Source organism: Jiangella asiatica, from assembly GCF_004349065.1.
GTDB classification, from domain to species: Bacteria; Actinomycetota; Actinomycetes; order Jiangellales; family Jiangellaceae; genus Jiangella; species Jiangella asiatica.
On record NZ_SMKZ01000034.1, the window covers coordinates 1 to 22,077 of the forward strand.

Consider the following 22,077-nt stretch of genomic DNA (forward strand, 5'->3'; position numbering starts at 1 on the left):
ACCACCGCGGCTGGGCAGTCCGCATCGGCGGCGACCGTCATCCCGAGTTCGTCCCACCACCCTGGATCGACCCCGGCCAACAGCCCCGCCGCAACACCTACCATCGCCTCATCGACGCACTCGGCAGTCACGGACCGCCCCTGGGCTCCGGCGAAACCGCCTGGCCGCCGCGCCCTGACCCGCCGACCGACCCACCCGACCATGTCCGCGCGGCCTGACGACGCGTGCCGACCGTGCACGGCATCCACCGACGACACCGTCGCGGGCGGCCTGACGCGTAAACCGAGGTTCACCACGTGCGGGCACCTGGCGATCGCGGCGCGGATCGGCCGGGCACGGGCATCACGTTCGGCGACGGCGCACGCAACGGCGCCCGGCGTCTGCTCAGTGGACCTGGTGAGTGGCTCGGCCGGCTCGGTCCGTTCGTCATGTGTCGTCCTCCTTGGCTCGAACGGCGCGTCTGTGCTGGCACGCAGGGGTCAGGGTCGCGCGGCCGCGGCCGCGGAGATGATCGACGCGCGGTCGCGGACGGTGATGAGTCCGTCGCTGGCCCACGCGTCCGTCATGGCACCGACGCGGCGGACGTAAGAGCCGTGGTCCGGCCCGTCGTCGGCCCGCAGTGACTCCCCGGCGCAGGCGGACCCGACGGCGAAATCCGCGACCCCGGTGTCCGCCCCACCGATGTCGATCGTGCCCTCGCACGACGGAACCGGAGTCTCCCGAGGCCCCACGGTGCTCAGATCGATGGGCTGGAAGCCGAGATCGAGTGCGGGGGAGTCCGGCTGCAACCGGTAGTCGTGGTTGTCAGGGTCGACGAACAGCGGGTCGGCGGTGACGGAGTTCTGGTCGTAGCGCCCGCCGAGCAGGGTCCGCCAGCTCGCCAAGGTGTCGTCGCCGGGGATGTTGGTGACGACGTACTCGCCGGTCGGTGAGTAGAACAGGTTGTGGTCCGAGGCCTGCACCCATGGCGACTCCTCCCAGGCGATCCATTCGCTGGCGAACTGGTACAGGTTCAGCGGCCCACGTGTCGCGTAGATGATGTTGTGATCCCACTGGTGTTCCCGCACCGGGACGTTCAGCCACTGGCCGGAGATGATGCCGACGGTGCTGCTGCCGGTGGTCGACGTCACGAGGATGTTGTTGGTGATCCGGTTGCCGAAGCCCTTGGCATAGATGGTCAGGTTGGATCCCGGGCCGTTGACATCGTGGACGACGTTGTTGCTGACCAGCGCGTAGCTGGTGTCGTCGTCGAGGTAGATCCCTTCGTACAGCAGCGAGGCGTGCACGCCGGGGACGCCTTGGACGTCGTGCACGTAGTTGTTGTCGATCACCGTTCCCGTGCCGACGCCCTTGAACGAGATGGCGCCGCCGTCCTCGGTCTGCTGCAGCACGTTGTGGATGTGGTTGAAGGAGATGACGTTGTTGCGTGAGGTGAGCAGGTCGAAGTGGTTCTCCCAGGTGATTTCCGGGCCGTCGTAGGTGTCCGGGAGGTGGTCGGGCATCTCGCTGCCGATCAGGCCCTTCCCACCGATGCCGTAGCGGGCCTGGTCGTGCACGTGATTGTGGCTGATGAGGTTGTCGCCACTCTGGTTGATGAAGATGCCGCTGCCGTGTCCGACGAGGATGCCGTCGTGATGAATGTGGTTGTCGACGATGGTGTGCTCGCGGTTGTCGTAGACCTGGATTCCGCTGCCAGTGAGTGTCCCCGGACGCGTGCCGGTCATGATGATGCCGTGGTATCCGGCCTCGTGGATCTCGCTACCGCTGACAGTGACGTTGCGCGAGTATTCGTCGATGGAGATCCCACTGAACCCGGCGTTGCGCACCTCGAGGTCGCGCAGCTCGATGTTGCGGGTGTTCTCCAGCCGGATGCTGCCGTGCCGGTTGCGCTCGGCCGGGCGGTTCCAGACCCGCCCGCGCCCGGTCGCGGTCTCGTCCGACGACGCCTCCTCGGTCTCCATGAAGTAGTCGGTGAAGGCGGAGACGTCGAAGGTCAGACCGTCGACGACGATGTCGCGCAGCCGGTTCTCCGGGTGGGTGCCGCGCAGGTCGAAGATGTCCTGGACGGTGGGGGCGACGATGCTCTGCTGGTCCAACGGAACGGTCGTGTCGGCCGGCCAGTAGTAGACGTAGCCCGCGCCGCGGTCCAGGTACCATTCGCCGGGCTGGTCCAGCGCCTCGGCGAAGCCCTGCACGAAGTAGTGGCTCCCGCGGTTGATGCCCTGCAGCGCTTCCGCGGTCATGGTGATGATCCGGTCTTCCAGGTCGATCGATTCCAGCCGGATCGTGTTGGAGAACCAGTCGCGGGTGCCGTAGACGTACACCTGCACCGACTGTGGGTCCGCGATGCTGCCCATCAGACCGGCCTCGGCCTGGGTGTAGAGCAGCTTTCTGCGCCGGTCCGCCTCGGGGATGACGTCGTCGGTGATCCAGCCGGTCTGGAAGAACCCGGTGTCCGGCTCGCGGGCCAAGGTCTGGCGCTCGGAGCTGGCGAAGAGCTGGTTGAATGTCCACGGCTCGCCGTTCAGGTCCGGCACGGGCGCCCGGAAGACCTCAGTGCCCTCGACCTGTTCCCACCCCGTGATGGGGCGGCCGCCGGCGACGACGGCGTTCTCTCCCGGTTCGTTGGTGTACACGACCTGGTGACCGTCGCGGCCGGAGTCGTTCTCGTTGAGACGAAGTGATTCGTCGAGGTAGTACGTGCCCTCTCGCAGCACGACCGTGACGTCCGCCGTCATCCCGTCGGCGATCAGCTCCCGCACCGCGTCGCGGGCCCGCTCGAGGGTCCGGAACGGCTGATCCCGCGTGCCGGGCGCTGCGTCGTCACCGTCCGGGGAGACGTAGACGTGGGGACCGTCCTGCGCTGCCGACACGGCGGGCCGGGCGGCGGCGCCGACGCCGAAGGCGCCGATGACCACGACCGGTGCGAGTGCGATCCCGAGTGCTGATCTGACGCTCCACATCCCTGGTACTCCTTCGGTCGAAGGTGCGGTTCACAGGTAGTCGCGCAAGCCCTTGTCCGCTAGGTCGCGGATGGCGGCGGGCGGGACGAGACCGTCGTCGAAGCGGCGGGTGTCCTGCCAGTCGCCGTGTGCGGCGGGGAGGGTGTTCTGGATGCGCTGGGTGGTGACCAGCCAGTCCAGCAGCCGCCGGCGCAGCCGCTCCACGATGTCGCGGTGCTCGGGGCTGTGGTAGAGGTTCGTCAGCTCCCAAGGGTCGGCGGCCAGGTCGTAGAGCTCACCGACGTCGCCGTCCTCGGGCGGGAAGAAGCCGTCCGGGTAGGTCACCAGCTTCCAGTCGGGGGTGCGTACGGCCTTGGACCATGGGCACTCGGTGAAGACGGCGTCCCGCTCCGGTCCGCCTTCACCGCGCAGCGCGGGCCCGAGGTCGTGGCCGTCCCAGCTGGTCAGATCCGGGAGTCCGGCCAAGGCCGAGACGGTCGGGAAGAGGTCCACGGACTCGACCAGGTCGTCGCGGGTCGCGCCCTGCGGCAGGTGACCCGGCCAGCTCCAGATGTAGGGCACCCTGGTGATCGCGTCGTAACTGATGCCCGGCGCCTTCTCGATCAGGCCGTGCTCGCCAGCGAAGTCACCGTGGTCGGCGGTGTAGACGACGATGGTGTCCTGTGAGATGCCCCGCTGGTCGAGCAGGTCCAGCAGCTGCCCGATGGCATGGTCGGTCTGGCTGACCAGCGCGAAATATGCGCGCAGGACCCGCCGGCGGCCCGCCTCGTACGTGGCCGGCTCGAAGTACCAGTCGCCGTCCGGTCCCTTGGCCCGCCAGCTGGCGCGCTGGTGAGGCGGTTTTCCGTCGAAGGGGTCGTCGGCGTTGGGCGGCAGCGTGACGGTGTCCTCGGAGTAGGCACTCCAGAACGGCTCGGACGGCGTCCAGACCTGGTGCGGCCGCGGAAAGCTCACCCAGGCCAGCCATGGCTGATCGCCGGCCGCGGTGATGAATCGGGCGGCCTCGTCGGCACACCACTGCTCGACGCTGTGCTCCAGCGGAAGCGTGGAGAGCCGGGCGTCCAGGCCCTGCCCGTCGCTGTTGCCACGGCGCGCGAAGTGCTCGGGCAGGATGCGGTCGTCGCGCCGGCTCGACAAGCCGAATGCGTCCAGGTACTCGCCGTAGGCATCCGGGGCGAGGAAGCCGATGCAGTCGCGCAACGTGTCGACGTGCGGCTCGATCCAGTCCCGCGGAGTGTGCGTCTTGCCGATCACCCCGGTGTGGTAGCCGGCGGCCTTGGCGTGTCCGAAGAGCGATGGCAGCGTTCTCGGGCCGGCTGGGCCGGGCCGGCGCGGATCGGACAGGCCGTAGTAGCCGTGGTTGTGGCAGTACTGCCCGGACAGGAACGACACCCTGCTGGGGGTGCAGATGGGGTTCTGCGCGAAGGCACGGGTGAACCGGATCCCACGTCTGGCGAGGCGGTCCAGTGCCGGCGTGGTGACGTCGGGGTGACCGGCGTGCGACATGCACCGCGCGTTGTGTTGGTCCGACATGATGAACAGGACATTCGGCGGACGCGACAAGCTATGCCTCCCTGGGGGTCGTTGGGTGCCGGCTGGTCTCCTTATCCCTTGTGGGACGCGCCGCCGCCTGGGACCTCGCGGTCGGCGTCGGAGCCTAGCCCTTCTCGGCGCCGGAGACGTCGCTGGCGGTGAGGTAGCGCTGGGCGAACACGAACGCGACCAGGACGGGCGCGACGGCGACCAGTGCGGCGAGCGCCGCCTCCGGCTGATGGATGGGGAGCGCGGAGAACCCGCCCTCGGCGTTGATGGCGTCCGTCGACTGGAGAAGCATCATCAGACCGACCTGGAGGTTGAAGGTGCGGTCGTCGGAGAGCATGACGAACGGCAGGAAGAAGTTGGTCCACGCGTGCACGAAACTGAAGAAGAAGATCATCCCGATGACCGGCTTGGACAGGGGCAGGACGATGCGGAAGAACAGGGTCGCCTCGCTTGCGCCGTCGACGCGCGCCGCCTCGAGCAGACTGTCGGGCAAGCTGGTCGTGCAGTACACGTAGCAGAGGTAGACCGCGAACGGATAGAAGGCGAGCGGCAGGATCACCGAGGCCGGTGTGCCGAGCAGTCCGAGCGCGTTCATCTGCAAGTACAACGGCAGCACCAGGGCCGCCGTCGGGATGATCATGCCGATGAGGGTGAGCACCAGCAGCGCCTTGCGCCCGGCGAAGTCGTACTTGGCGAGCGCATAGCCGGCAGGGACGCTGAGGAACACGGCGATCACGACACTCGAGCCGGCGTAGTACAGCGAATTCCAGATCCAGCCGACCAGCTCGCCGTCGTTGAACGTCAGCAGGTTGCTCCAGCCCTGCGCGATGTTGCCGAACGAACCGACCGAGAGGGGATGATCGCTGAAGATGGACGTCTGCGTTTTCGTCGCGGCCAGCAGCAACCACGTCACCGGCAGGCCGAAGAAGATCGCACAAGCCAGGAGGAAGCCGAGGCGGAGAGACCGTCCGGCCGCCCGTCGCGCGCTTTCGGCCGCACGGCGCGACGGCGGGTGGTCGTGCCGGGTCGCCGGAACGGCCATCAGCTCAGTCCTCTGTCGATCCGGTAGAACTTCGTGCGATAGATGACGAGCAGGGCGACCACGAGTCCGACCAGCAGCAGCGCCAGCGACAGCGCCGCGGCCTTGCCGAAGTCGCCCTGTTGGGTCGCGTAGTAGTACGCCAGCTGGTTGATCGACCAGGTCGAGCTGATCTGACCGGGAACGCCGGTGGCCAGCACGGTGGGTTCGACGAACACCTGTGTCCCGGCGGCGAACGTGGCGATCAGGATCAGCGCTGCGTACCGGCTGACCATCGGCAGCTTGACACGCATGGCGACCTGCCACGACGACGCGCCGTCGATGACCGCCGCCTCGAGCACGTCCCGCGGCAGCGCGGCGAGCGCCGCGTAGACGATCAGGATCCATCCGCCGGCATGGATCGCGATGCCCATCAACGCGAGGATCAGCGGCGTGTTGGCGGAGACGGCCTCCGTGGCGTTCTCCACGCCCAGCAGGTCCAGCAGCGGAGAGAACGGGCTGACCTGGGGGCTGACCATGAACAGCCACAACAAGGCCGCCGCTGAACCCGTGATGGCCCCGGGGATGTAGTACACGAAGCGCATCGCGGCGGCGAATCGTCCCGGTCGGGCGTGAAGAACCAGCGCGATCGCGAAGATCAGCATCAGCATGGACGGCAGCCAGAGAGCCACGTACGTTGCCACGTTGCGGGCCGAGTCGACCAGCCGATAGTCGGTGAGGACCTCGCCCCAGTTCCCCAACGGCGCGAACTCGGTGCCCGCGCCGAGGCTGTCGGTGAACAGGGATGTGTAGAGGCCGTAGAGGGCCGGCGCGATGCCGAAGCCGACGAGGAACAGGGCGTACGGCGCCACGAAGAAATACGGCGCGAGCCGCCGGCGGCGCTTGGACGGCGGCTCGACCGTCGACTCGGCGCCGGATGCCGGTCGCCGTCCCTGTCTGTCTGCCCTGGCGGGACGGCGACCGGCGGTTTCGGTATCGGTCACCGGGCGACCTCGTAGTCGGTGGCCTCGGCCGCCTGGGTGAGCCGGCTACCCCATTCCTCGACGGCCTCGAGGAGCGGTTCGGGTGACTCGGCCGCCGCGACCACCGTCTCGTTGAAGATGTTGTTCCACTCGTTGGCGTAGCGCACCCAGCCGAAGGTGTCCCGGATGAGCGGCGCCTGGTCCTTCATGACCGGGAACGGGTCCTCGGCGTAGAAGGGATCCGCCGCCCTCGCCGCGCCCCAGGCTTCCGCCGCCTCGGCGAACGCCGGATAAGTGGGCTGCTCGCTCTGATGGTCGACGTTGGTGGTCATCCACGTGGCGAAGTCGACGGCCGCGTCCATGTCCTCGGCGTGCCTGGATACCACGAAGGCTCCGCCGCCGACCGAGCCGCTGTACGGCACGTCCTCACCGTCCCACGTCGGCATCGGCGCCGCCGCCATCTCGCCGGCCGGGCTCTCGTAGGCGGCCTTGAACCTGTGCTCGCCATACCAGGACGCCGCCGGCAGCATCAGGATCCGGTTCTCCTGCCCGATCTGCGCGAACGCCGGATCCGACGGCGACAGGGCGGACACCGAGCCGTTCGCCAGCAGCGGGTCCAGCAGCTCGGCAGCGCGGACGCAGCCGGGATCGGAGGTGTCGATGCGCACGGTTGTGAGATCGATGACGTCACGCGTTGGACAGCCGCTGGACTCGAAGTACACGCCGGCGCCCCACTTGCCGTTGAGACCGCCGATGATGTAGCCGGGATGCTCGGCCGCGACGCGCTCACCCAATGCGCCGTAGTCGGACCAGGTCTGCGGGACTTCGTAGCCGAACTCCTGCATCAGCGCCTGGTTGTACCAGAGCACTGTCTGGCCGATGTCGTTGCGCAGGCAGTAGAGAGTGTCGCCGAACGTGCATCCGGAGAGGGAACCCTCGACGAAACCGTCGGTGATCTCGTCATCGACCAGCTCGTCCAGTGGCGCGGCGAAGTCGAACGGTGGTGCGGCCAGCGAAGCGACGTCCTCGGGCGTGTTGAGGAAGACGACGTCCGGCCACCCGTCATCGGCCTGGTTGGCCAGCGAGATCTGGGTGAGGACATAACCTGGGTCACTGGGAATGGTGGTCATCCGGATGTCGACGTCGGGGTGCTCCTCCAGGTAGCGCTCGACACCCGGCGTCCTCGTGGAGTCGACCCAGACGGTCAGCGACGTCGCCCCGTCATCATCGCCACCCGTGCTGGCCCCCGGAGCGGTGCACCCCGCGATGAAGAGCCCGGCGATGGCGCAGCCGGTCGAGATCCGAGCGCGCTGTGCGCGTTGCCGCCAGCCTGTGGTTGTCATCGAGCACTCCTCGGTGAGCTGTTCGACTGAGCAGATAAGTCCTATATGTGGTTGGCTGTCAGAGGATCTAGTGACCTGTCGGCGCGTCGGGGTCGGAGCTTGCTGGCCGCCCAAACCCCGTAAGCTCGGTGCTGGCCACCGTATAGGTCCGATTTATCAGCCGTCAAGACAGCGCAGGTGCCTGACACGGGGAAGGCAACGGCCTGATGTGGAGAAGTAAATCCTAGTTGAACATGTCTATCTCCTGAGATAGATCGTATGTATCCTCGGCGTTGACGGAAGGTCGCCGACGCGATGGCGGCCAGAAGGGATGCCGGACATGACCGCGACCCCAGAACGTGCGGGCGGCTCATCGGAGCCGGAGCGCCAGAGCGCGTACCGCCCCGGCTACGAGATCGCCGCCGAGCACATCCTGAGCTACATCGCCGGGCGACAGCTGCGTCCAGGCGATCGCATGCCCACGGAGCGGGAGCTCTCGGAGCGTCTGAACGTCAGCCGCACGGTTACCAGGGAAGCGTTGAAGGTGCTGGCCGCGCTGGGGCGCGTCACCGTCCGCAAGGGTGCTGGCATCTACGTCGCCGAACCCAGCGGTCTGGCGGCGCAGCAGTCGTGGAACCTGTTCCTGCCCGCCGATCCGGATCAGGTCGGTCTGCTGTTCGCGTTTCGCCGCGCTATCGAGGGCGAGACCAGCCGACTCGCGGCGAGCCGGGCCACCCCACAGCAGGTGCTCGCGGTCCGCGACGCCGCCAACCGCACGGACGAGGCCGCCGCCGTCGACGACTTCGCAACCTTCCGCGACGCTGACGACGACTTTCACCAGGCGGTGGCGGCGGCCTCGAACAACCCGTTCTTCGAGTCAACCGTCGTAGCCATCACGCAGCTGCGTCGCCAGGTGGTCACCATCGGCATGCGGGGGGACAAGCCCGGATCGCTTCTCGTCGCGGCCAAGGAACACGCAGCAGTAGCCGAGCTGATCGCAGCGGGCGAGGCCGACGGCGCGGTCGCGGCAATGGTGGAGCACATCGACACCACACTCGATCACTATCGACGGTTGCTGCAGCGGTGGATGCGAGGGCTCGCGGCCGACAACGATCGCTCCGCGTCAGCCTGAGGCGTCGAACACCGCTCCTCGATCACGGCGGTCGGCAGACCCATCTCACCGGGTTCCTTGCTCGCTATCTCGCCGGCGCGGCGATCGCCGGTTGGCCCACGCAGCCGAGCACGACCGACTGGTCTGGCGGGTCATCGTCGGTGATGAAAGGTGACGGTGTGCGTGCGTCCGTCGGCGTCCTCCGTGTCGACGGTGAACGCCACGTGGGGGTGGAGCTCCTTGACGCTGATGGTGGCGTCTTCGGTCCAGGACCGGTATCCGGCCCGATCAAGTGTTACCGAGAGCGATGCCTGCTCGTGCGTCGGGTCGGCGACCGCGACGGAGAGGCGTGGACCACGCCCATGACGGATCGTCAGCGAACATGGAGCGTCGACGGTGATGCCATCCACCGACCCCGCCGTCCAGAAGTTCACGGCGGTGACGCCCAGACGCGGTACCCGAACGGCTTGGACCCTGTCGGTGTTGACCAGGATCTGCACCCTCCCCGGGTCAGCGGCCAGCTCGGCTGTGCGCGTGGGCGTCGCGCCGGGCACGAGTAGGTACGCGTACGACTCATCGACCGGCGCGGTCCCGTGGTCGAACCACATCGTCGCGTAGTGTCTGGTGATCGGATCTTCGGGCCCCCTGATGTTGATGTCGCGCCAGGCTCCGGTCCGCTCCTCCCGCACGACATTCAACGAACCCCCGGCGGGGAACACATAGCCGCCGACGCCCTCCAGGTGGGCCCACGCGGGATTATGGAACTGTGCGTTCCAACCCGGTGTCACCGGCTGCGCCGTGCCTTCCACGAGTAGCGTGTTCCCGCCAGACGCGTGGAGGTTGCGGTTCTCGACCACCGTCTCGACCTGAGTGTCTGCAGATATTCCGGCGCCGAGCGCCACAACGTACTCGTCGAGACAGAACCACGATTTCTTCGCGCGCAGGGAGGAGAGGAGCGGCTCGAGCTCCATGCCCACCGCCGCGAACTCCCCGTCTGTCGCACCGCCCACCCAGGTCGCGCGTGCTGGGAGCGGGCGTTCGCCGTCTCCCGCACCGTCCGGGAGGCGGGTCGTGTCCACCGTGATGCCGGGCAGCCGATACGGATCGACCGTGGGCCAGAACTCGTCGGCGAACTGGGAATTGTCGGAGGTGTACAGGTATGTCATCCCGTCACCGGTGTGGAAGCCCCTCCAGTTCTCACTGTTGGTGAGTTCTTCGTAATAGGAGATCCGCTTGCTGCACATGGCGATGGCGTACGCCCACCCCGGCCGTCGATGCACCGCACGGTCCATGTTCGCGAAGATGGTGTGATTCACCGGTTCGGGTTCGGCATGAACGGTCGAGTCGGCCAGTAGTTCCTTGAACAGCGCCACCCGGGTCACCGGCGCAGCGGTCAGGATGTTCTCGTAGGTGTCCCGCTCCAACCAGCCCTTGCAGGTCGCGCGCCACCGGGCGGCGGTTGGTTGATCTGCGGCCTGGGCAAGGCGAAGCACCTGCTCGATGGTGGCGCGAGCGCGATGGTGGTCCCGCTCGTTCCATCGGGAAACGAAACGTCCGCGAATGAGATCCATCATCTGGTTGTCGTAGATGACCGGGCTGAACGAACGCTCGACGGTGCCGAACACGAATTCTGCCTCCGGCCCCGTGATCTCCCAGGGCGACGCGGCTACGAGGGCGAGCATCCGCGCGAAGCCGCCCAGCAGCGCGATGCCGTAGCCGCCCGTGTATGCCACGGACTCGTGCTGAATGAACGAGCCATCACGGTAGAAACCGTCGCCCTCGACGGAATACCGGAACACGTCCGCGATGGCGGCCCTGGAGTCCTGGATCCGCTCGTTGCTTCGCCCGAGCACGCCACGCACCGCAATGTTGAGGGACAGGTCGACCCGGTTCGCGCCGGTGGACAATCGACGACGAACCGGGTCGTCGGGTGGGTAGATGAAGCGAGGGTCAGGAACGAAATGGTCGATCGCGGCGAGGTACCGGGCCAACGCGTCGGCGGGAAGGTCGTCGTACACCAGGGTGCAGATGCCAGTGAGAGTTCTCGGAACGGCGATCTCCCAGTTGTACCAGCTGCTCCAATAGCTGCCGAACTCTTCCTGGCCCTCGTTGTACACCCGCTGGTTGGCGATTTCGAGACCGGCGAGGACATCTGCGAGGACGCCGTCATCATTCACGAATCTCGACCCCGGGGTGCGGTACGCGATCGCCATCGAATGGAGCCGGTCGAACGTACGCGCCACCCTGTTCGCCGCCTCGGCGGTCTCCTCCTCCACGAGAGGAGCGTCCACGAAGACCCGGTCCCGGTTCTCCGACCTGTCGACGAGGTCGAGCAGCGACGCGACCACGTCGTCGCCGTTGGAAACCACGGCGAGGATATCCGGATCGGCCGGGTCGAAATCCCCACCCGTCAGGATGTCACGCCAGGTGGCGCGCATCTGGTCGAAGTTGTCGCCGGTGCCGTCCGGGGCCGCCCAGGCGGTGTTGGACGGCAGCGCGAAGGGGTCGCTCGAACCCAACGCCGCGAGACCGGCTGCGCCGCCCAGTCCGTAGAGCAGGTGCCGGCGGGAAATGCCATGATCCGTTCCATACGCAGACATCGCGTTCCTTTCGTCTCCGGGTCGATGCCCAGCATCGCCAGCCGGGTGAATCAGACGTGGTGAGGGAACCGAAGTGTGCTACCCAGCCACGCCGAGGTCCTCGAGTTGCTGGGTCCCGGCGTCGATGTACTGCTGGTAGCCGAACTGGGTCTTCAACTCATCCACGAACGCGTCCCATTCGTCGAGCGACCTCGAGCCGTTGATGAACTGGGCGACCTGCTGGGCGGCGTACGTCGCCGCGTCGGTGTCGTTGTAGCCCTCCGGCGGCGTGACGAGACTCCTGTGGACCTCCATCGTCGGCTGGTTCCAGGCGAAGTCGATCGCGGCTGAGGCGTAGTCGAACTTCGTTTTCAGATACGAGGCCTCGTCCCTGCCGCTGAACTGATACAGCCAGAACGGCTCGCTCTCGGCCACGCCCTGCTCGGTCATCGTGACCTGGTCGCCGGCCAGTTCGAAGTGGCTGCCCTCGATGCCGTAGGACACCAGCCGGTTGCCGTCCTCGGTGGAGATGTAGTTCATCAGCTCGAAGATCTTGTTCAGCTTCTCCTCGTCTTCGGCCAGCGACGCCGGAACGGCATAACCACCCGAGGTGTAGAGGTCGAGCGGCATCGCACCGGACCCGCCGGGGCCGGCCATGGGGGCGATCTGCACCCATTCGGCGTCCGGCTGCAACTCCTCGAACTGATCGATGAACTCCGGCTTCTGCATGCGGGGCCACTCGATGTTGATGATCCCCGCCATTCCCTGCATCGCACGCTCGTGATCCAGCGGAAGCGTGTTGGTCGCGTAGTCGGGATCGACGACGCCGGCTCCGACGAGGCTGTTGATGTACTCGAGTGCGTCCTTGGTGGCCGGGTCGTCGAAACCGTTGACGATCTCGCCGTTCTTCTCGTAGAACACCCCCGGCCCGCCGGAGCCGAACGCCCCCCAGATCGGGTACCACGCCTGGTTGTTGGCGGCACTCCCGAGCGTGGCACCGGTCAGGCCGTAGGTATCGCTCTGGCCGTTCCCGTCGGGATCCTGCTCGGTGAACGCCTTCGCCACCGTCATCAGGTCATCGACGCTCTCGGGGATCTCGAGGTTCAGGTTGTCGAGCCAGTCCTTGCGGATCCAGTACGTGTTGGGGTTGTAACCGGATCCGCGCTTCGGCAGCGCGTACACCTTGTCGTTGATCGTGGTCTGCAGGTACGAGTCCTCGCCGACGAACTCGTCGAACGTGCCGAGGTCCTCGTCGATGTAGTCGGTGAGGTCCAGCAGGAGACCTTGGTTCGCCATCTGATGCAGGTGGATCCGGTCGACGAAGAACAGGTCCGGGGCGTCGCCACTGGCCAACGTCGTGGCGAGCTGGCCCCAGTACTCGTCGGGATCGACGCCCAGGGAGAGCTCGACGTCGACGCCGAGTTCCTCGGCGAGCTGCGCCTTGACCGGATCGTTGTCCGGCAGCTCCGTCCCGTAGCTGAACTCGGCGACGGTCAGCTGCACCGTACCGCCCTCGCCCTCTTCGGGTTCGTCGCCGCCGCCGCACGCGGCGAGCAGCACACTCCCGACTGTCAGCGCCGAAAGGATACGGATGAACTTCCTCATTGCAGTTCCTCCTTGTGCACCGCGGGGGGCGCGATGAACGCTCAGCTCTTGACGGAGCCCAACAGCACCCCTTTTTGGAAGTGCTTCTGAATGAACGGATAGATGACGATCATGGGAACTGCGGCGATGACGACCGCGGCCATCTGCATCGTGACCGTCGGCAACGCGGCGGCATCGACGTTCTCGATCGACTGGGAGCGCAGGAAGATGTTGCGCACGACGATCTGCAACGGATAGAGATCCTGGTCGCGGATGTAGAGGATGGCGTGGAAGATCTCGTTCCAATGCCCCACGGCATAGAACAGCCCGAGGGTCAGCATCACCGGCCTCGCGAGCGGCAGCACGATCCGGACCAGGATGCGGAACTCGCCGGCACCATCGATCCGAGCAGACTCGATCAATTCCTGGGGCAGGTGGTCGAAGAACGTCTTCATGATCAGGACGTTGAACACTCCGACCGCGCTGGGGATGATCATTGCCCAGATGGTGTCGACCAGCCCGGTCGCCTTCACGATCAGATACGTCGGGATCAACCCCGCGCTGAACATCATCGTGAACAGCAGCATGAACAGAACGGCCGACCTTCCCGGCAGCTCCCGCCGGGACAGGGGATAGGCCATCAGCGTGGTCAGCACCATGTTGATGGCGGTCCCGACAACGGTGATGAACACCGTCACGCCAAGTGCGCGGGGTATCGCCGGCTCGGCGAGCAGCGCCCGGTAGGCATCGAGCGTGAACTCGCTCGGGAGCACCACGTACCCGCCATTGCGCAGGACCTCGCTGTACGGCGTCAGCGACGCCGACAGGACGAACAGCAGCGGGAACACGGAGACGACCGCCACCAGCAGCAGAAGTGCGTAGACGACGCCATTGACGATGCGGTCCTCGCGGCCGGTCACCATAGCTGTCCGTCCCATCGCTTCGCGAGCCGGTTGGCCAGGATGATCAGTACCAGCCCGGTGACCGCTTTGAACAAGCCGACGGCGGCGGCCAGGGAGAAGTTGAGTTGCTCGAGACCGACCCGATACACCCAGGTGTCGATGATGTCGGCGACGGAATACACCTGGACGTTGTAGAAGACGTAGACCTGCTCGAACCCGGCATCGAGGATGTTCCCGAGTCGCAACACGAACAGCAGGATGATGACGTTGCGGATACCCGGCAGGGTGATGTGCCAGATCTGCCTCAACCGGCCGGCGCCGTCGACCCGAGCGGCTTCGTAGCGCTCCGGGTCGATGCCCACCATCGCCGCCAGATAGATGATCGCGCCCCAACCCAGGTCCTTCCACGTGTCGGCGCCGACGAGGATCGTCCGGAACCAATCGGTGGACGTCAAGAAGCCGATGGGCTCGGCACCGAGGCCTTCCAGCCCTCGGTTGATCAGGCCGGTGCTCTGCGAGACGAAGGCGACGGTGATGCCGAACACGATCACCCACGAGAGGAAGTGGGGCATGTAGCTGATCGTCTGCACCCAGCGCCGCAACCAGGTCACGCGGCACTCATTGAAGAGCAGCGCGAGGACCAAGCACGGAACCGTGCCCCAGAACAGCTTGTAGGCCGAGATCAGGAAGGTGTTGACCATCAACTGGCCGAAGTAGGGCGAGCTGAAGAACTGGTCGAAGTACTTGAACCAGGGGTCGGCCCACGGGCTGGCGACGATACCGAGGCCCAGGTTGTAGTCCTTGAACGCGATGATCACGCCGTACATCGGCGCGTACTTGTAGACGGCGAAGTAGATCAGCCCGGGCAGGAGCATCAGGTACAGCGACCGAAACCGCCACGCCCGCGCCCACCTGGCCCTGCGCGGCGCCGGGGGAGCCGCCGCGACCGCTTGGGCCGGCGTCTGCGCCGGTGCCGGCGGGGCGCCCACGCCGGTCACACCGTCACCGCCCGCCGGCCAGAGATCCCGACGCCGTCGATAGCCCGGCTGCACCAGCCGTAGACCGCGCTGGCCGTGAGCCCACCCAGCAGCAGGGGCGCCGGCGGAAAGACGTAGCTGACGAGGCACGCTCCCGCGAGCAGGCCAACGCACGCCAGCGTGGTCACCGGACGCCCCAACGCGATGAGGACGGCCGCGCGCAGCAACCGGGCCAACGCCATCCGGTACCCGACCATGATCGGGAATGCGAAGATCAGGCCCGCTACGAGCACGATGCCGGCGAGCAACGCCGCGGCCTGCGTCGCGGCGCCGAGCGGTGGCGGCAGCAGTTCCGCGATCCGCATGCTGCCGACGCCGCCTGTGATCGCCGCCAAGGCGATCGCCTCCAGCGCCAGTGCCTGGCGCAGGTTCTCGCGGAACAGCCGCCAGAAGGTCCTCACCAGCGCCGGCTCGCGTTCCAGTGACCACTCCCTGACGACGCCGAACATCGCCGCGGTGGCCGGGAACAGTGTCACCACGGGCAACGACGCCACGACCCACAGCACACCCAGCGACACCACGCCGCTGAACCGCACCAGCTGGGTGTAGACCCTGCCGTCCACCCACGGTCGACGTTCTGCTGCCATGACAACGCTCCCTCCGGGACGAGACGCAATGGTGATCAGGAGACGCGGACGAACTTCACCGCATCGGCCCAGGCGATACCGTCGCCGCGGGTGAGCGTGACGAGGCCGTTGTCGCCGGCGGCGAACGGCCATGGGCCGCCGAGCCGCCGCCAGCCGGTCGGGCCGGTGCGGGTGTTCACGAGCGCCGTGGCCGTCCCGTCCCCGTGATCGACGTCGTAGCGGGCGTTCGTGTCACCGTCGGGATGCGCGATCGTGTACGCGTACACGTCATAGGTGCCGGCCGCGGGCAGCCAGCCCCGCCAGGTCGCCGTGGCACCGGGATCCTCGCTGTAGCGCGACGTGTTCTCCAGGGTGTGACCCGGCAAGGAACCGGTGTGCCACGTGCCGGTCTCGCCGTAGCGGGTGGCCGAAGGACCGTCGTTGTCGGTGTAGGAGTCCTTGGCGTAGTAGCGGAAGTACTCCCACTGCACCTGAGCGGGTAGCGCGGTGTCGTCGACGCCAGGGCTGCCCTGGAAGCCGATGGCGAGAACCGACAACCACACATTGGCGTAGTCGTGCTGCGTGTACCGCAGCGGCGGGTAGCTCGCCGTGTACATGAGCACGCTGTCCACGTAGTACTTCACCTGGTCCTCGGTCCACTCGAAGCCGTACGTGTGGAACTCGGCCGCGGTGTCGAACCCGAGGTCGTACACGCCGCTGGTGATGACCGGCGCATGGGCGCGCCCGCCGGCCTCCTCCGGCCCGTCGGGGTCCTGCCCCGGCAGCCACAGCCAGATGTTGTGCCGGGTTCTGTGCGTCTGATGGGTGTCGATCTCGAACCCGTCGATCTCCGTGCGGCTGTAGTCCGGGAACGTCGTCGTGCCGTCGCTGGCGCCGGTCCAGAACGCCGGGTGCCAGCCGGAGCCTGCGTTGGCCTTCATGCGAGTCTCGTAGTAGCCGTAGCGGAACGGCACGGTGCTGACCAGGCCGCCGCCTGTGTAGTCCATGCCCCGGTGCCGTTCCTTCCTCAGATGGACAGTCATCAGGCCGTCGCCGATCGTGACGTTCTCGGGGCGTTGTGAGCTCCAGCCCTTCACATCCGTGCGGTGGTGCCATTTGCTGGTGTCGACGGCGGTGCCGTCGAACTCGTCGGCCCACACGAGCTCATAGAGGGGGGACGGCGGTCCGGCCAGTGCCTGCGGCGTAGAGACGGTGCTCATCGGTGTCCTTCCGGGTGTCAGGGGGTATAGCCGATGCCGGGCACACCTGCGGGACAGAAGTCGCCGCCCGCTGGCTGGCCTCCGCGGATGCCACCGGTGACGTTGCTCATGGTCGGCCAGGTCGCCACGCCGTTGACCACGGTGGCGGGGTGGGTGGCGTGGTTGTGGTCGGGCCACACCGAGTTCTCGAGCAACCGCCCGGACCGCGGCTGGACGTAGAACTCGGAGAAGATGAAGATCGGCTGCGTGCCCATCCACCACATGTAGCCGCCGCCTGGTTCGAGCTCGGGGAGGGCGGTGATGTTGGTGCGCTTGACGATCACCCGGCCGATGGGACCCCTGTCGACCGGGCAGAACAGCCCCTGGAAGGTGCTGGACGCGGTGAGCTGGTCGATGCGCAGTTCCTTGACGCCGCCCCAGGGCTGCATCACGTCGCCATGGAGGCTGTTCTGGCGGCCTTTGATGTTCATGATGCGGCACTTCTGGACCTGCACGATGGCGTTGTCGGCGTCGATCGCGATCCCGTCCCCGAGGCTGTCGCCCGAGGCGGTGTCGATGAGGACGCCTTCGATGTGGACCACGCCTTGGTTGCCGATGACGTAGATGCCTCGCGGGCTGGGGCCGGTGGGGCCTGCGTACACGGGCAGCCGGATGTGCCCGCCGATGATCACCACGTTGTTGCCGCCCTCGATGATGACCCCGGCGGTGCGGATTGTCGGGGCGAGCTTGATGATGTAGTCCCGGTTGACGTCGAGGGGCCTTGGCGGTTGCTCTGAACTGGTTTCCAGCGTGATGGTCTCCGGGTTGTCGAGCGGCGGCGGTGGCCAGTTGAGCGCGGCTTGCGTGGTCACCGTGGCCGCCGACAACGGTGGGGACGCCAGTCCGCCCACCGCCGCCGCTCCCAGGACACCGAGGGCTTGTCTGCGATTGATGCCTGTCATGTCGAGAACCTCCAGTGGTTCGCACGTACGGCTGGACAACGGGGGTGTTCAGCGGGCGTAACCCACGCCGGCCACGCCGGCGGGGCAGAAGTCGCCGCCAGGAGGTGGGCCGAGCCGGACGCTGCCCTTGACGTTGGTCATGGCCGGCCAGGTGGCCACGCCGTCGACCACGGAGACGGGGAGTTCGGCGTGGTTGTGGTCGGGCCATACCGAGTTCCCCAGCAGCCGCCCGGAGCGCGGCTGGATGTAGAAGTCGGACATCGTGTACTTCGGGTCCCTCCCCATCCAGAGCATGTAGCCGCCGCCGGCGCCGGCGAACCACTCGGGACCGGCGATCAGGTTGGTGCGCTTGATCTTGATGTGGCCGATCGGGGCGAGGTCCTGAGGAACGAAGAACCCCTGGTAGTTGCTGCTGCCGGTGAGCCGGTCGATACGCAGTTGCTTGACGCCACCCCACGGTTGGATCACGTCGCTGTGGGTGTCGGGGCCGGAGCCGACGAGGTCCACGATGCGGCAGTTCTGCACCTGGACGATCGAGGCGCGCGACTGGATCGCTATGCCGTCGCCCTGCCCGCTCACCGTGGTGTCGATCAGCCCGCCCTCGATGAGGACGCCCTCGATGTGCACGACGCCGACGTTCCGGGTGACGAGGATGGCGCTCGCCGACGTGTCACGTCCGGAGACCGGTGGCAGCCGGATGTGCCCGCCCACGAGCACCACGTTCCGTCCGCCGTGGATGACGAGCTTGCCGGTGCGCACTGTCGGCGGGAGTTTGATGACGAAGTCGCGGGTGACGTCGAGCTCTCCCGGCTGGGAGTCCGCCGTGGTGCCCACCTCGATGACCTCCGGATCGACCAGCGGCGGTGGCTTCCAGGTGAGCTCGGTCCGAGCTCCGCCCGAGACCGACGCCACCCCCGATGCGGACACCAGGCCCGTCATGGCGGTCGCGCCCGCGAGCGTTCCCGCTGCACGCAGGACGCCCAGGGCTTGTCTGCGAGTGATTCCGGTCATCGTGCGGCCTCCTCAGGCGGGTGGGCGAGCCGTTGCGGTGATGGGGCCGAACAGGCCGGCCAGCTTCATGTCCTCGTACGCAGCGCCCTCGATCATGTGCATCCGAGGGCTCTCGTGGGTGCCGTCGCCGGTGGGGGTACACGCGAAGGAAGCACCGGCCGGATGGGCGCCGCCGCTGGCGAACCCGATCTCCAGCGACACCTCGAACTCATCGCCGCGCGGAGTGACCCTGCCGACGTGGCCGCCCCGAGCGCGGTTCGCGGCGTCGAAGTTGAGCCTGTCTCCGTACCGCGGCTCGAAGCTCAGGAAGCAGGTACTCGATACGCCGTCCCAGTCGCGAGTGAGCACGCCGGAGAGGTCGTTGAACTCCGGAAACCGGGAACGGTGGAAGTCGTCGTCCCCGGCCATCCCGTATCGGCCGGCATGGAAGACCGCGTCGAACAGATCGTCCCGGTTGGCGAGGACGTCGTTGTTGAACAGGGCGCGGGCGCCGTTCGGGTAGCTGTCGAACGCGACCGGCGCCTGGCCGGCCAACGTGCGGTACGCGTCCGTCGAGTTCCTGACCCGCGGCGGGATTGTGGTCTTGACGTACGGCACGCCGGGGAAGAACTCCTTGACGGTGGTGACGTGCGACGTCAGCGTCGGCCAGTCCAGCAGGCCGTTGTTGCCGTGCTGGTCGAGGATGTGGCTGAACGGCAGGTGCCCGTACTGCCGGCGCAGCTCGAGCAGCGGCCGCACCCGGTGGGTGAGCCCGGGCCCGATCATGGTGTGGGCCGGTGCCGAGCCCGACATGCCGACGTGGCCGGTGGCGACACGCCCGCCGCCGATGCTGTCCAGCCCGCGTTCCACCGCGGCCAGCGGCGAACGTGGCTCGGTGTTGGCCCACGACAGGTCGTGGTCGAAGTACGAGCGGCTGTCTCCGACGATCAGCACCACCGGGTCGGCGGACTCGCTCTCGGCCACCATGAACATCGGGGCGTACACAACGCCTGGGCTGCTGCCGGCGGTGACGATCTCGCCGCCGGACAACAACGGTTCCAGCGCCGCCGGGTCGCCGATCCGCCACCGGTCCCCGATCAGCGGACTGCGGCGCGCGCTCGCCGGGAAGCGTAGCCCGGCTCCGATGCGGACCATCGAGCAGTGGAAGAGCTGACTGTTGGCCGGGATCTCGACCGGGATCGGGTCGCTCCACATGCCCCAGTCGTAGGGAGTGTCGTAGCGGTGGGAGGAGCCGGACCCGCCGCGTTGGGTCCACTGCTTGCCGCGGAACCTGGCGCGGTGCCGGACTCCCTCGACCTCGAGGGCGTACGCGACGTCGAAGTGGTCCGGCGCCAGCCGTTCGGTCTCTCCGCTGCCGGCACTCGTGCAGAAGAACCCGGGCACCAGTACCCGTGGGTTGCGGATCGGATAGGGCGGCGAGCCCGCGGACACCCGCCACAGCCCGGCGGCGCCGGCCGAGGCGAGGGTGGACAGCCGATCGGGCACCCGCAGCCTCGTGGACGCGAACTGGTACCGGGTGCCGCGCGGCGCTCCGGTCAGCGGTTCGGCGCGCGCCGGCTCGGCCGTCGACAGCAACGGCACGGCGAACGCCCCTGCGACGCTGAGCCCGGTGATCCGGAGCAGGTCCCGCCGGTTGATGCCCGGCGGGTGACGGTGGCGGGGATCGAAGGCGCGCGGGCTCGGCGATGATCTCGGTGGGGTCATCGTGGCTCCTCGGTCGTGTTGCGCGGCATACCGTGTGGAGGTCTGGTCACCGTGTCGGCCATTCGTCAGCCGCCGACCCGTTCGAACAGCGATGGCTCGGATAGCGCTTTCCGTGCGGCGACTACGTCCCGGACGCGGCCGAGAAGGTCTTGGCGGTGGCGCCCCGCTCCTGCCTGCTGAGGAACGTGGCCGCCCACCGGCATGCGGTGCTCGCGGAGTTCTCCGGCCGCGCTCACCTGATCGCGGTGTTCAATTCTGTTCGATCTGCGACAACCTATTGCGTGATTGCTGGACGGTCAAGGCCACGTTTCGCCTATCTGACCGGGCAGCGTGCGCGATGGCGAGAGTCTCGTGGTTGAGAAGTTGCAATATCGAACAGCTATCGTCACACTATGGGCGTTGACCGTCGGCGAAGGAGGACTCGGGTGCTGGCGCTCCAGCGGCAAGCGCACATCCTCAATCTGGTGCGGAGCCGGGGCATGGTCCGCACCGCTGAGCTGGTTGCCGAGCTGGGCGTATCGTCCATGACGATCCGCCGTGACCTGGAGGCGTTGGCCGAGCAGGGGGTGATCGACAAGTTTCACGGCGGCGGTGCCCTGCGCACCTCGGCCACAGGGCTGCCGGCGGATACCGCATCCGCCGCACCGGACGGGCGTGCGCCGCACCCCCACGTGGCGATCGTCGTTCCAGCCGACGACTATTACTTCTCCAGCATCGTGGCGGGCATCCGGGAGGCGCTCGACGACGCGGCGGTCCGGCGATCGCTGGCCCGTTCGGCGCGGGCCCCGAACGACGAGCGGAAGCTCGTCGACGAAATGGTCGGTGCCGACCCGACCGGGCTACTGCTGTCTCCGAGCATCGAGCTGGACCGACCCGACCCGGACTACGCTGACTGGCTGCTCGGGCTGCCGGTGCCGGTGGTCCTGGTGGAACGGGAGGTCACCGACGCCGGCCGAGCGCTGTCGTGCGTGCGCTCCGATCACGAGTGGGGTTGTGAACAGGCGGTACGGCATCTCACGGAGCTGGGTCACCGCGGCGTCGCATTGGTCACCCACGGCCGGTCGCAGAGCGGAACCCGGGTCATCAACGGTTGGCGGGCGGCCGTTGAACGGCTCGGGGTGGCCGGCAGGCGTTCCCCCATGTACATCGCTGCCGACGCCACAGCAGGCTGGGCGACCGATGAGGGCATCGAGGCGATTCTGGACCAGCTGGCCGAATCCGGAGTCACCGGCCTGATCTGCCACTCCGACCAGATCGCGTTGCCGCTGGCCCGGCGGGCCCGTTTGCGCGGTTGGTCGGTTCCCGACGACCTCTCCATCGTGGCCTACGACGACGAGTCCGCCGAGATGGCCGACCCGCCGCTGACGGCGGTGTCGCCACCGAAGGCGTGGATCGGTCGAACCGCGGTGCGCACGCTGCTGGAACTCATCGCCGACGGCGACGACGCCCCGGTCCGACGCGTCGTCGCACAACCGCGCCTGGTGCTCCGCGGCTCCACGGCCGCCCCTCGCACCGCGAGCTCCGGGTGATGTAGTGGCGACGTGGCATGTCCCGACTCTGGTGGCGCCGCCGCGCAGTTGCCTGTACCGAGCCC

16 protein-coding genes and 1 pseudogene are annotated in these 22,077 nt (G+C 67.4%); 3 read left to right on the plus strand and 14 right to left on the minus strand.

The genetic code is table 11. The features are described from left to right. Positions 1–218, plus strand: a pseudogene (locus tag E1269_RS33010) (hypothetical protein); the annotation flags it as partial. 261 nt (positions 219–479) lie between these two features. On the opposite strand, the gene E1269_RS21000 reads toward E1269_RS33010, so the two are convergent. The 5 genes from E1269_RS21000 to E1269_RS21020 form a co-directional block, all read right to left on the minus strand. After that, complete coding sequence (locus E1269_RS21000; RefSeq protein WP_131898166.1) at positions 480–2,963, minus strand: right-handed parallel beta-helix repeat-containing protein; 2,484 nt, start codon at positions 2,961–2,963, stop codon at positions 480–482. A 30-nt stretch (positions 2,964–2,993) separates the two neighbouring features. Next, a complete protein-coding gene (locus E1269_RS21005) occupies positions 2,994–4,526 on the minus strand; it encodes a sulfatase family protein (RefSeq protein WP_275264615.1) in 1,533 nt (510 codons plus the stop codon). A gap of 94 nt (positions 4,527–4,620) precedes the next feature. Beyond that, entirely contained in the window at positions 4,621–5,547 is a 927-nt protein-coding gene (locus E1269_RS21010; protein ID WP_131898170.1) for a carbohydrate ABC transporter permease, read from the minus strand. Beyond that, complete coding sequence (locus E1269_RS21015; RefSeq protein ID WP_131898172.1) at positions 5,547–6,527, minus strand: carbohydrate ABC transporter permease; 981 nt, start codon at positions 6,525–6,527, stop codon at positions 5,547–5,549. The genes E1269_RS21010 and E1269_RS21015 overlap by 1 nt, the downstream gene beginning before the upstream one ends. Next, positions 6,524–7,849 carry an ABC transporter substrate-binding protein gene (locus E1269_RS21020; protein WP_131898174.1) on the minus strand — a complete coding sequence of 442 codons (1,326 nt, stop codon included), beginning with the start codon at positions 7,847–7,849 and terminating at the stop codon, positions 6,524–6,526. The genes E1269_RS21015 and E1269_RS21020 overlap by 4 nt, the downstream gene beginning before the upstream one ends. Before the next feature lie 319 nt (positions 7,850–8,168). Here E1269_RS21020 and E1269_RS21025 point away from each other — a divergent pair, with 319 nt between their 5' ends. Further along, the gene (locus E1269_RS21025) at positions 8,169–8,960 is read left to right on the plus strand and encodes a FadR/GntR family transcriptional regulator (RefSeq protein ID WP_131898303.1); all 792 of its coding nucleotides are present in this window, start codon (positions 8,169–8,171) and stop codon (positions 8,958–8,960) included. 131 nt (positions 8,961–9,091) lie between these two features. Here E1269_RS21025 and E1269_RS21030 read toward each other — a convergent pair whose 3' ends face one another. The 9 genes from E1269_RS21030 to E1269_RS21070 form a co-directional block, all read right to left on the minus strand. Further along, positions 9,092–11,539, minus strand: a complete 2,448-nt coding sequence (locus tag E1269_RS21030; RefSeq protein WP_131898176.1) for a polysaccharide lyase 8 family protein — start codon at positions 11,537–11,539, stop codon at positions 9,092–9,094. Positions 11,540–11,617: 78 nt separating this feature from the next. Further along, positions 11,618–13,123, minus strand: coding sequence for an extracellular solute-binding protein (locus E1269_RS21035; RefSeq protein ID WP_131898178.1), 1,506 nt, complete (start codon positions 13,121–13,123; stop codon positions 11,618–11,620). Positions 13,124–13,164: 41 nt separating this feature from the next. Beyond that, positions 13,165–14,025, minus strand: coding sequence for a carbohydrate ABC transporter permease (locus tag E1269_RS21040; protein WP_131898180.1), 861 nt, complete (start codon positions 14,023–14,025; stop codon positions 13,165–13,167). After that, the gene (locus E1269_RS21045) at positions 14,019–14,993 is read right to left on the minus strand and encodes an ABC transporter permease (protein ID WP_203433944.1); all 975 of its coding nucleotides are present in this window, start codon (positions 14,991–14,993) and stop codon (positions 14,019–14,021) included. The genes E1269_RS21040 and E1269_RS21045 overlap by 7 nt, the downstream gene beginning before the upstream one ends. A gap of 5 nt (positions 14,994–14,998) precedes the next feature. After that, positions 14,999–15,628 (minus strand): YesL family protein, encoded by a 630-nt coding sequence (locus E1269_RS21050; protein WP_162606548.1) that lies wholly within the window; start codon positions 15,626–15,628, stop codon positions 14,999–15,001. Between the two features lie 35 nt (positions 15,629–15,663). Further along, entirely contained in the window at positions 15,664–16,827 is a 1,164-nt protein-coding gene (locus E1269_RS21055; RefSeq protein WP_131898184.1) for a family 16 glycosylhydrolase, read from the minus strand. 17 nt (positions 16,828–16,844) lie between these two features. Then, a complete protein-coding gene (locus E1269_RS21060) occupies positions 16,845–17,768 on the minus strand; it encodes a hypothetical protein (protein WP_131898186.1) in 924 nt (307 codons plus the stop codon). A 48-nt stretch (positions 17,769–17,816) separates the two neighbouring features. Further along, positions 17,817–18,779 carry a hypothetical protein gene (locus E1269_RS21065; RefSeq protein ID WP_131898188.1) on the minus strand — a complete coding sequence of 321 codons (963 nt, stop codon included), beginning with the start codon at positions 18,777–18,779 and terminating at the stop codon, positions 17,817–17,819. A 12-nt stretch (positions 18,780–18,791) separates the two neighbouring features. Beyond that, entirely contained in the window at positions 18,792–20,483 is a 1,692-nt protein-coding gene (locus E1269_RS21070) for a hypothetical protein (RefSeq protein ID WP_131898190.1), read from the minus strand. A 425-nt stretch (positions 20,484–20,908) separates the two neighbouring features. On the opposite strand from E1269_RS21070, the gene E1269_RS21075 reads away from it, so the two are divergent. Next, positions 20,909–22,012: a LacI family DNA-binding transcriptional regulator gene (locus E1269_RS21075; RefSeq protein WP_162606549.1), complete on the plus strand. Its 1,104-nt coding sequence runs from the start codon at positions 20,909–20,911 to the stop codon at positions 22,010–22,012. The last annotated feature ends 65 nt before the right edge of the window (positions 22,013–22,077 follow it).